This is a genomic window from Actinomadura rudentiformis, assembly GCF_008923185.1.
GTDB classification, from domain to species: domain Bacteria; phylum Actinomycetota; class Actinomycetes; order Streptosporangiales; family Streptosporangiaceae; genus Spirillospora; species Spirillospora rudentiformis.
Window position 1 is genome coordinate 545,772 of sequence record NZ_WBMT01000001.1, and the last position, 10,855, is coordinate 556,626.

Here is a 10,855-nt window from a genome sequence, read left to right on the forward strand (position 1 = left end):
GCGTGCTCGCGCTCATCGCGAGCCTGCCGGGAGCCGCGGTCCTACTGCTCGGGCGCCGCCGCGTCCCGGCCGAGGACGGTGCCCCGGCGGCCGAGGACAGTGTCCTGGTCGAGCACGGCGTTGTGGTCGTGCACGGCGTCCCGGTCGAGCACGGCGTCCCGGTCGAGCACGGCGTCCCGGTCGAGCACGGCGTCCCGGTCCAGGAGTGCGAGGTACTCGCCGAACGCCGCGACGAGGCTCGCGAGAAGGTCCCGGCCCTTGTCGGCGGAGGCCAGTGACGGCCGCCCGACCACGCCCGACTCGGTGTAGGCGGCCATGCCGAGAGTGAGCAGGTGTTTCCGGTCGTCCGCCAGGTGATCGGCGGACTCGTGGCCGGGCCGGACGAGCTCCGGATGGGCGTGCAGGAGGATGGACGTCTCGATCTCTCCCGCGTGCATGTCGCTGTCGAGGGAGGTCCGGATCCCGGCGGCCGCCCGCGCCTCCTCCCAGTCCTGGAGGCCCGGGAAGAGGGCCATCGCGCCACGCGCCTCTTGGACGACGTTGCCGAGCACGTAGTTGCCGCCATGGCCGTTGACCACGACGAGCCGCGTCACGCCTGAGCGGCGGAGCGACTCCGCGATGTCCCGGACGACCGCGTGCAGCGTGCTCGCCGAGATGCTCACGGTCCCCGGCCAGGCGGCGTGCTCGTGCGAACACGAGATCGTCACGGGCGGGAGGTGGAGGACGGGATACGCCGCGGCGATCTCCCGGGCGATCGTGCAGGCGATCACGGTGTCGGTCGCCAGCGGGAGGTACGGGCCGTGCTGCTCGAAACTGCCGACGGGCAGCACCGCGACCCGGGCCTGCCGGTCGCGTTCGTCGGCCGTGCTGCTCTGGGGGAGGAGAGAAGAGATCACGTCGTCCATTGTGGGGTGCCGTCCGTTCCCGCGACATGGAGCGGCACGCCGCGTGCGCGCAGGCCCTCCACCGTTGCCCTTGGCGTCTCGGCGTCCACGATGACCAGGTCGAACGCGGTGAGGGGGGCCAGCTGGTAGAGGCCGTTCTTGGCGAACTTGCTGTGGTCGACGAGCAGCACGCGGCGGTCGGCCGACTCCATCAGCGCGCGCTTGACCGCGACCGTCTCCTGGGACTGGTGATAGCAGTGGCCGTTCGTGATCGCGGTCGTGGACATGAACAGGATGTCCGCGTGCAGTGACCGGATGGCCTCGCTCGTGCGCAGGCCGAGGAAGGCGTCGTAGGCGGGATAGTACGCGCCGCCCAGGGCGATGAGGTCGACCCCGGGTTCGCCCGCCAGGAGGTTGACGGCGGTGAGGAAGTTGGTGATCACCGTGAGCGGGCCGCGGGCGGGCAGCAGACCGGCGACCGCCAGCCCGGTGGTGCTCTCGTCGATCATGACCGAGGCGCCCGTCTCCACGAGGCTCTCCGCGGCCCGGGCCAGCTGCTGCTTCTCGTCCGACATCGCCTGGAGGCGGTGGCGCACGTCGCCGTGGTGCACGGCGGACGGTTCGGCGGTGGCGCCGCCCCGGACCTTGCGGAGCCAGCCGCGGCTCTGCAACTCGTCGAGGTCGCGGTGGATGGTCATGAGGCTGACGCCGTAGGCTTCGGCCAGGTCCTTGGCCTGGACGAATCCGTCGTCCGCCACCCGCCGCCGGATCCCTTCGCGGCGGTCCCGCGCGCCCCCGCCGTCGTTCGCGCCGGGCGTTCTGGCAGTGGATTCGTCGTCTGTCACCGGGCTGCGCCCTCTCGCTCGGCACGATCACGCTGATGTGAAGTAGATGTGAAGATAACACACCCCCTTCGGGGTGGACGGCCCGCTCCTTGCCCAGGTTGGCACGCTCCATCAACTTCACTTCACGTGTTATCACGGCCCTGAGTGTTAAGTTCTCGCCGAATATTGACACTTCTGCCGGGAATCGTGTTGTGTTCATCACCGCAGCTCAGACGCCGCCCCTCTGCCCGGGCGGGACCCCGAGGAGAAGCAGTGAAGATGCCTCACTTCAAAGCGTTCGCCGCGACCGCCGCCGCCCTGGCCGTGCTCGCCCCCGTGGCGGCCTGCTCGTCCGGCGGCTCGGGCGGCTCCGGCGGTGCCAAGGGCGCCAAGATCGCCTTCCTGATGCCCGACATCGCCTCCACCCGGTACGAGCTGTACGACGCGCCGCTGTTCAAGGCCAAGATCAAGCAGCTGTGCGGCGACTGCGAGGTGCTCTACCAGAACGCCAACGCCGACGCAGCCAAGCAGCAGCAACAGGCCAACTCGGTGCTCGCGCAGGGCGTCAAGGCGATCGTCATCGACCCGGTCGACTCCGCCGCGGCGGCCTCCACCGTGCGGATGGCGCAGTCGCGCAAGGTGCCGATCATCGCCTACGACCGGCCGATCCCGGCGGCGAAGGCCGACTACTACATCTCGTTCGACAACGAGAAGATCGGCTCGATGATCGCCCAGTCGCTGGTCGACCACCTGAAGAAGACCAAGGCGCAGGGCGGCCTCCTCCAGGTCAACGGCTCGCCGACCGACGCCGCCGCCGGGCTCATCAAGAAGGGCGTCCACAGCTCGGTCGACACCAGCGGCTTCAAGCTGCTCGCCGAGTACGACACCCCGGGCTGGGAGCCGAGCAAGGCCCAGGACTGGGTGAGCGGCCAGATCAGCAAGTTCCGCGGCCAGATCGCGGGCGTGGTCGCCGCCAACGACGGCACCGGCGGCGGCAGCATCGCCGCGTTCAAGGCGGCCGGGCAGAAGGTCCCGCCGGTCACCGGCAACGACGCCGAGCTCGCCGCCGCCCAGCGGATCATCGCCGGCGACCAGTACAACACGATCTCCAAGCCGATCAAGATCGTGGCCGAGGCGGCCGCCAACGCCGCGTACCAGTTCGTCGAGGGCAAGACGCCGAAGGGCAACACCACGCTCTTCAACACCCCGTCGGAGCTCTTCACGCCGACCGTCGTCACCAAGGACAACATCGCCGAGGTCCTGTTCGCCCCGGGCGGCGCGCTCAAGGTCTCGGACGTGTGCACCGCCAACTACAAGGCCGCCTGCGACAAGCTCGGCCTCAAGTGAGCTCACTCATGACCGCTTCTTCCGTTTCTCCCGCGGCCACCATGACGGCACCGCTGTTGTCGCTGCGCGGGATCACCAAGTCCTTCGGCGCGGTCGCCGCGCTGACCGACGTGGACCTGGACGTGGCGGCCGGCGAGGTCGTCGCCCTGGTGGGCGACAACGGCGCCGGGAAGTCCACCCTGGTCAAGGTGCTCTCGGGCGTGCACGCCCCGGACTCGGGGACCATCACCTTCGAGTCCGAGGAGGTGAGCATCCCCAGCCCGGCGGCCGCCCAGCAGCTCGGCATCGCCACCGTCTTCCAGGACCTGGCGCTCTGCGAGAACCTCAATGTGATCGAGAACCTGTTCCTCGGACGCGAGCTGCGCGGGCACCGCCTCGACGACGTGAGGATGGAGGTCCGGTCGCGGGAACTGCTCCAGCAGCTCTCGGCCAAGATCCCCTCGGTGCGGGCGCCGATCGCCGCGCTCTCGGGCGGCCAGCGGCAGACCGTGGCGATCGCCCGGTCGCTGCTGGGCGACCCGAAGGTCATCATCCTGGACGAGCCCACGGCCGCGCTCGGCGTGGCCCAGACGGCCGAGGTGCTCAACCTGATCGACCGGCTCCGGGAACGCGGCCACGGCGTCATCATGATCAGCCACAACATGGCCGACGTGACGGCCGTCGCCGACCGGGTCGTGGTGCTCCGGCTCGGCCGCAACAACGGCGTGTTCGACGCCGAGACCGTGACCGCCGAGGAGCTGGTCACCGCCATCACCGGAGCGTCCGACAACGCGGTCACCCGGCGCTCGGCGCGCCGCCGCCGTGGGGCCGCGGGCGCGCCGGCCGGAGTCACGAAGGAGGGGACGGACGATGAGTGATCTCGACACGGTGGAGGCGGTCGCCCCGGCGGCGGCCGAGTTCGACCCCGACCGGCCGCGCGGGTTCCGGGGCACGCTGACAGTGCTCGGCGAGCGTTTCCGCGGCGGTGACCTCGGCGTGGCGCCGGTGGTCGCCGGGCTGATCGTGATCTGGACGGTGATGCAGAGCCTCAACCCGATCTTCCTGTCCAGCACCAACCTGGTGAACCTCGCGATCGAGTGCGTGCCGGTCGGCATCATCGCGCTCGGCGTGATGTTCATGCTGCTGGTCGGCCAGATCGATCTGTCCGTCGGCTCGATCAGCGGCCTGAGCGCGGCGGTCACCGCGGTGTTGTTCGTCGACCAGGGCTTGTCGCCATGGCTGGCCGTGGCGGGCGCGGTCCTGCTGGCGTGCCTGATCGGCTGGCTGTACGCGCAGGTGTTCAACCGTCTGGGTGTGCCGAGCTTCGTCATCACGCTGGCCGGTCTGCTCGGATTCCTCGGCGTGCAGTTGTGGATGCTGGGGGCGAAGGGCTCGATCAACCTGCCGTTCGACTCCGGTCTCGTCACCTTCGCCCAGCTGCAGTTCGTGCCGCCGTGGCTCTCGTACGCCCTGGTCGCGGCGGGCGCCGTCGCGCTCTTCGCCAGCGGGTACGCACGCGCCTCGGCCCGCCGCAGCGCGGGCCTCCCGGCGACGTCGACCCAGGCACTGCTGCTGCGGAGCGCCGTGCTGCTGGTCGGTCTGGGGGCGGCGGTCTGGTACCTCAACCGGGACCGCGGCGTAGGCTGGATGTTCGTGCTCTTCCTCGGCCTCGTGCTGGTGACGCACTACGTCCTCTCCCGGACGAAGTACGGCAAGTCGCTGTACGCGGTGGGGGGCAACGTCGAGGCGGCCCGGCGCGCGGGGATCAACGTCAAGGCGATCTACGCCTCGGCCTTCATGTTGTGCACCACCCTCGCCGCGATCGGCGGCGTGCTCGCCGCGGCGCGGCTGGCGGCGGCCAACCAGAGCAGCGGGGGCGGCGACGTCAACCTCAACGCGATCGCGGCCGCGGTCATCGGCGGCACGAGCCTGTTCGGCGGCCGGGGCAGCGCGTTCGCGGCGCTGCTCGGCATCGTCGTCATCCAGTCGATCTCCAGCGGCCTCACGCTGCTGAACCTGGACTCCTCGTACCGGTTCATGGTCACCGGGGCCGTGCTGCTCCTCGCGGTGGCGCTGGACTCGGTCGCCCGCCGTTCCCGTGCCTCCAGCGGGCGGGCGTGATGGCCGTCATCTGTGTCGACGCCGGCACCACGATGATCAAGGTGGTCGGCTATGACGACGCGGGCGCTGAGCTCGCCGTCGTCCGGCAGCCCACCGAGGTCCGGAGCCCGGAGCCGGGCTGGGCCGAGCAGGACATGCCGTCGGTCTGGCAGGCCGTGGTCCGCGGCGTCCGCGAGGTCCTCGACGTGATCGGCACCGACGTGATCGGCACCGGCGTGACGTACGTGGCGCTGACCGCGCAGGGCGACGGGAGCTGGCTGGTCGACGCCAACGGCGAGCCGACCGGGCCGGCGATCCTCTGGAACGACGGCCGGGCCGGCTCGATCGTCGAACGGTGGGTGGAGTCGGGCGTGCTGCGCGAGGCGTTCCGCGTGAACGGGTCGCTGGCGTTCGCGGGCCTGCCGAGCGGGATCCTCACCTGGCTGCGCGAGCACGACCCGGAGCGGCTCGACCGGTCGGCGGCGACGCTGACCTGCGGGGGCTGGATCTTCTCCCGCCTCACCGGTGCGGTGGCCGTGGACGGGTCGGACGCCTCCGTCCCGTTCATGGACATCCGGGCACGCGAGTACTCGGCCGAGCTGTTCCGCGTCTACGACATGGAGTGGGCGCGTCCGCTCCTTCCGAGGCTGCTCGCAGACGACGACAGGGTCGCCGGGCTGACGGCTTCCGCGGCCTCCGAGCTGGGCCTGCCCGCCGGCACGCCCGTCGTCCTGGCGCCGTACGACATCGCCACGACCGCCATCGGTGTCGGCGCGGTGGACGTCGGACAGTCGTGCGTCATCCTGGGGACCACACTGTGCACCGAGATGGTGGTCGACGCGCCGCGGCTTGACGGCGAGCCGTCGGGCCTCACGGTCGCGATGGGCCTTCCGGGGCGCTATCTGCGGGCGTTCCCGACCCTCGCGGGGGGCCAGGTGATCGACTGGGCGTGCCGCCTGCTCGGGCTGGCGGACGATCCCGCCGGCCTCTCCGAACTGGCCGCGCAGGCCCCGGCCGGTGCGAACGGCCTGGTGTTCCTGCCGTACCTGTCGCCCGCCGGCGAACGCGCCCCGTTCCTCGACCCCCAGGCGCGCGGCGCGTTCCACGGGCTCACCGTGGATCATGAACGGGAGGACCTGGCGCGTGCCGTGCTCGAAGGGCTGAGCCTGGTGGTGCGCGACTGCCTGACCGCCACCGGGACCCGGCCCACCGAGCTGCGGGTGAGCGGCGGCGGCTCGGCCAGCCCGGTATGGCTCCAGCTGATGGCCGACGTCACGGGCGTCCCGGTCGTGCGTACGGCCGACGCCGAGGCGGGTGCGCGCGGCGCGTTCCTCATCGGACTGCTCGCCACCGGCCAGGCGGCGAGCGCGCGGGAAGCCGCCGACGCGCATGTCCGCGTCGGTGACGCCTACGAGCCCGACCCGTCCCGTGCCGCCGCGTACAACCGTCTCTACCAGGACTTTCTCGATGTCCGGACGGCCGCGGCGGCGACGTGGCCGATCCTCGCGGCGATGCGGGACCGGAACCGATCCGACGGGGGGAATCGGTGACCCGGCGACGACACCGGGCCGGCGACGTGTGGGTGGGGGTGGACCTCGGGACCCAGAGCGTTCGCGCCCTGGCCGTGACCGCCACCGGCGAGGTCGCCGGATCCGGCAGCCGGAGGCTCACGAGCCTGCGGGACGGCCCCCGCCACGAACAAGACCCGGAGGAATGGTGGCGGGCCGTGGGGGAGGCGTGCCGTGCGGCCTTGCGCGACATCCCCGGAGAGGCCGTCCGCGCGGTCGCCGTGGACGGCACGTCCGGGACCGTCCTCCTCACCGATCCCGATGGCCGTCCGCTGACACCTGCCTTGATGTACGACGACGCCCGTGCCGCCGACCAGGTGCGGCGCGCGGACGCGGCCGGGGGAGAGGTGTGGCGGCGGCTCGGATACCAGCGCATGCAGCCCGCGTGGGCGCTCCCCAAACTGCTGTGGCTGCTGAACGACCAGCCCGGCAGCGCCGAAAAGGCGCGCCTCGCGCACCAGGTCGACTTCGTCAACCGGCGGCTCGCCGGGCACGCCGTCGCCACGGACCTGAGCAACGCGCTCAAGACAGGTGCGGATCTGATCGCCGAGACCTGGCCGGAAGCGGTGTTCGAGGAGCTCGGGGTGCCCGCCGGACTGCTCCCACCCTTGGAACGTTCCGGCTCCGTCCTCGGCACCGTCTGCGCCGAAGCCGCCGACGCGACCGGCCTGCCTGCCGGCATCCCCCTCGTCGCCGGATGCACCGACGGCTGCGCCGCACAGCTCGGCACGGGACGGCTCACCGTCGGCTCCTGGAACTCCGTGCTCGGCACGACCCTGGTGCTCAAGGGCGTCACCACCGAACTGATCCAGGATCCGCTCGGCGTCGTCTACTCGCACAAGGCACCGGACGGGGGATGGCTCCCCGGCGGCGCGTCCAGCACCGGAGCGGGGATCATCAGCCGTGACTTCCCGGATCGCGACCTCGACGAGCTGACCCGCGCGGCGCGTGGCCACGAACCGGCCCGGACGCTCACGTATCCGCTCGTCTCCGCCGGAGAACGATTCCCTTTCGTCGCACCGGAGGCGCGCGGCTTCGTCCTCGACGAGGACGCGGACGAGGGCGACCGGTTCGCGTCGGTGCTCCAAGGCATCGGTTACGTCGAGCGGCTCTGTTTCGACTACCTGGACATGCTGGGCGCGCCGATCGGGGGTGACCTGACGTTGACGGGGGGATCGACGAAGAGCACGTACTGGTGCCGGTTGCGGGCAGACATCCTCGGGCGGCCGGTGCTCCTGCCCGAGCAGGCCGAGCCCGCCCTGGGCGCGGCCGTGCTGGCCGCCGCCGCGTCGACCGGACGGGGGGTCGCCGAGACCGCCGCGTCCATGGTCCGCGTCCGGGAGACCATCGATCCCCGCCCGACCCACACCGCCCGCTTCGACGACGGCTACCTCAGGCTCGTCGCGGAGCTCGAACGGCGCGGCTGGCTGTCGCCGGCCGTCGCCGCACACGCACGGGAAAGGACGCCCCGATGACCCGACTGGTTCTGGTGCGCCACGGCGAGACCACGTGGCATGCGGAGAACCGCTACGCGGGGGTCACAGACGTTCCGCTCACCCCGCGCGGTTTCGACCAGGCACGCCAGCTCGCTGACTGGGCGAGGACGGCCGAGATCGCCGCCATCTGGTCGTCGGACCTGACACGGGCACGGCTGACGGCCGCCCCCTGCGCCGAGGCGGCAGGGCTTCCGCTCCAGATCGACCAACGGCTCCGCGAGCTGAACTTCGGACGCGCGGAGGGCCTCACGCGGGCGGAGATGAGCCAGCGGTTCCCTGAAGCCCTCCAGGCGTTCCACGCCGATCCGGTGAACGACCACCTGCCCGGGGGAGAGGACCCCGCCGCCGCTGCGGCGCGCTTCACCGCCTGCCTGAACGACATCGTCAGCCGGCATCCCGACGACCGGGTGCTCGTGATCGCCCACACCACGGCGATCCGCCTGGCCCTGTGCACCCTCCTGGGGCTGCCCCTGCCGGACTACCGGCGGCTGTTCCCGTCCGTGCGCAACTGTGCCCTGAATGAGGTCCGCGTCGAGGACGGTGAGGTCGCCCTCCTCGCGTTCAACACCCCGATCGAAGCCCTGGAGCCGCAATGACCGTCCGTGTCCTGGCCGCCGGTGATCACTTCGTGCTCAACCGGCTGCTCATCGACGCGATCCGTGCCGAAGCCCCCTCCGCCGACCTGGCCTTCACCGAGCTGACCCTGCCCTGGCCGGTCGAGCCGTTCGGCCGGGTCGCCGAGGTGGACGAGGCGTCCGGCACCGAGGACCAGCTGATCGAGGCCCTCCAGGGAGCGGAGATCTGCGTGACCCAGATGGCCCCGCTCACCCGCCGGATCCTGAAGGCGTCGCCGGACCTCCGCCTCTTCGGCGTGAGCCGGGGCGGCCCGATCAACGCCAACCTGGAGGTCGCGGCCGAGCACGGCGTGGCCGTCTGCAACGCCCCCGGCCGCAACGCCGGCGCGACCGCCGAGCACACCCTGGGCATGATCATGGCCGCCGCCCGCCGCATCCCCCAGACGCACACCGACCTGCACACCGGCCAGTGGCGCAGCGACTACTACCGCTACGAGGCCGTCGGCCCCGAACTGGACGGCAGCACGGTCGGCCTGGTCGGCTGCGGCGCCGTAGGACGCCGCGTGGCCCGCATGCTGAGCGCCCTGGGGGCGCACGTCCTCGTCTACGACCCGTACACCGACCTGGGCGACCTGGCCGAATCGGTCACTCTGGAAGAACTCCTGACCCGCGCGCAGATAGTGACGCTCCACGCCCGCGTAACCCCCGAGACCACCGGCATGATCGGCGCCCCCCAGATCGCGGCGATGCCCCCAGGCGCCATCATCGTGAACTGCGCCCGTGGCGCCCTTCTCGACTACGACGCGGTCTGCGACGCCCTCGACTCCGGCCACCTCTTCGGCGCGGCCTTCGACGTCTTCCCCGAGGAGCCGATCCCGCCGAGCTCCCGCCTCCTCTCGACCCCCAACATCACCCTCACCCCGCACCTGGCGGGCGCGAGCAAGCAAACCGCCGCCAACGCCGCCCGCATCATCGCGCAGGAGGTCGGACGCTACCTGCGCGGCGAACCCCTGGCCCATTCCGCCAACGGCCTGGAAAAGCCCTTTGTTCGCAATTAGCCCGTAAGGCTCACGCTGCCCCTTTGATGTCGTTGCCGCCGGAGAGGCTGACGACCCCTGTGGCGAAGAGGTCTTCCAGGGCCGTCACGTTCCCTCTCTGGGCGGCATCGAGAAAGGTCGCCAGGAGACGCCGGTGCTCGTCGGTGTCGATCGGTTCGCGCCGGGTGGTGGCCAGATGCCTGCGTGCGCGGCTCACCAGCTGGCGGACGTTGGCCGGGGCGAGCCGAATGATCTCGGCGATCCGTTCGTAGGGGTAGTCGAAGGCCTCACGGAGGATGTAGGCGGCCCGCTGGGCCGGGGTGAGCTTCTCGAGCAGCAGGAGCAGAGCGAGTTCGAGCGCCTCGCCCCGCTCGGCTCCGGCGGCGGGGTCGATGCCGGCGTCGATGGGCTCGGGCAGCCAGGGGCCGATGTGGGTCTCCCGGCGGGCCCGGGCGGACTGCACGGAGTTGATGGACAGCCGCGTCGTGATCAGAGCCAGGAACGCCGCCGGGTTGACGATGGTCGAGCGTTCGGCGCTCTGCCAGCGCAGCCAGGTCTCCTGGACGATGTCCTCGGCCTCCGCCGGGCTGGCGAGCATCCGGTAGGCGATGCCGAAAAGGCGCGGGCGCAGTGCGGTAAAGGTGGCGGCGGCCTGGTCGAGGGAACCGGTTCCTTCCCGTCCTTCAGGCTCGCGGCCCCGCAATCCTCGTGCCAGCTCCATGACCGCCATGACCCCTCCGCTCGCCGTGCCGGCGGACGCTCGTCGCCGACACGACAACTGTGGCCAGGCGGGTGCTGCGGTCGCATCAGGGAGACCCTGGCCGGGCTCCCTAGGGAAGAACCAGTGGATAGTGCATTGGAAGGTGAGATATTGCATTTGATGACAGTTCAGACCCGGTACCACCGGTGATCTGCGGTGCGGAAAGCTGGTGGGGATGTCTGAAAAGTCTGATGTTGGGGGTGGGTGGTCCGCGGCCGGGATGGGCGGAGCCCCGCGGCCGGGGCCACCGGTGGGCAGTGCGCCGGTGGGCAGTGCGCCAGTCAG

Annotated in this window: 10 protein-coding genes; 7 read left to right on the forward strand and 3 right to left on the reverse strand. The window is 71.2% G+C overall.

Annotated features, from left to right (window positions below; translation table 11 throughout):
• Window positions 1–41 precede the first annotated feature (41 nt).
• Both F8566_RS02625 and F8566_RS02630 read right to left on the reverse strand, forming a co-directional pair.
• A complete protein-coding gene (locus tag F8566_RS02625) occupies window positions 42–905 on the reverse strand; it encodes a creatininase family protein (RefSeq protein ID WP_192809477.1) in 864 nt (287 codons plus the stop codon).
• The gene (locus tag F8566_RS02630; RefSeq protein WP_151557537.1) at window positions 893–1,729 is read right to left on the reverse strand and encodes a DeoR/GlpR family DNA-binding transcription regulator; all 837 of its coding nucleotides are present in this window, start codon (window positions 1,727–1,729) and stop codon (window positions 893–895) included. Before F8566_RS02630 ends, F8566_RS02625 begins: the two co-directional genes overlap by 13 nt.
• 258 nt (window positions 1,730–1,987) lie before the next feature.
• Here F8566_RS02630 and F8566_RS02635 point away from each other — a divergent pair, with 258 nt between their 5' ends.
• The 7 genes from F8566_RS02635 to F8566_RS02665 are packed head-to-tail and all read left to right on the forward strand — an operon-like array spanning window position 1,988 to window position 9,831.
• Complete coding sequence (locus F8566_RS02635) at window positions 1,988–3,055, forward strand: substrate-binding domain-containing protein (protein WP_151557539.1); 1,068 nt, start codon at window positions 1,988–1,990, stop codon at window positions 3,053–3,055.
• 41 nt (window positions 3,056–3,096) lie between these two features.
• Window positions 3,097–3,912, forward strand: a complete 816-nt coding sequence (locus F8566_RS02640) for an ATP-binding cassette domain-containing protein (RefSeq protein ID WP_151557948.1) — start codon at window positions 3,097–3,099, stop codon at window positions 3,910–3,912.
• Window positions 3,905–5,155 carry a sugar ABC transporter permease gene (locus F8566_RS02645; RefSeq protein ID WP_151557541.1) on the forward strand — a complete coding sequence of 417 codons (1,251 nt, stop codon included), beginning with the start codon at window positions 3,905–3,907 and terminating at the stop codon, window positions 5,153–5,155. Before F8566_RS02640 ends, F8566_RS02645 begins: the two co-directional genes overlap by 8 nt.
• Entirely contained in the window at window positions 5,155–6,684 is a 1,530-nt protein-coding gene (locus F8566_RS02650; RefSeq protein WP_151557543.1) for an FGGY-family carbohydrate kinase, read from the forward strand. The genes F8566_RS02645 and F8566_RS02650 overlap by 1 nt, the downstream gene beginning before the upstream one ends.
• Window positions 6,681–8,177, forward strand: coding sequence for an FGGY-family carbohydrate kinase (locus F8566_RS02655; RefSeq protein ID WP_225992789.1), 1,497 nt, complete (start codon window positions 6,681–6,683; stop codon window positions 8,175–8,177). The genes F8566_RS02650 and F8566_RS02655 overlap by 4 nt, the downstream gene beginning before the upstream one ends.
• Window positions 8,174–8,794, forward strand: a complete 621-nt coding sequence (locus F8566_RS02660) for a histidine phosphatase family protein (protein WP_151557545.1) — start codon at window positions 8,174–8,176, stop codon at window positions 8,792–8,794. Before F8566_RS02655 ends, F8566_RS02660 begins: the two co-directional genes overlap by 4 nt.
• Window positions 8,791–9,831: a 2-hydroxyacid dehydrogenase gene (locus F8566_RS02665; RefSeq protein ID WP_151557547.1), complete on the forward strand. Its 1,041-nt coding sequence runs from the start codon at window positions 8,791–8,793 to the stop codon at window positions 9,829–9,831. The genes F8566_RS02660 and F8566_RS02665 overlap by 4 nt, the downstream gene beginning before the upstream one ends.
• Before the next feature lie 10 nt (window positions 9,832–9,841).
• Here the strand turns inward: F8566_RS02665 and F8566_RS02670 are convergent, their stop codons facing one another.
• Window positions 9,842–10,540 carry a sigma-70 family RNA polymerase sigma factor gene (locus F8566_RS02670; RefSeq protein WP_225992790.1) on the reverse strand — a complete coding sequence of 233 codons (699 nt, stop codon included), beginning with the start codon at window positions 10,538–10,540 and terminating at the stop codon, window positions 9,842–9,844.
• Between the last annotated feature and the right edge of the window lie 315 nt (window positions 10,541–10,855).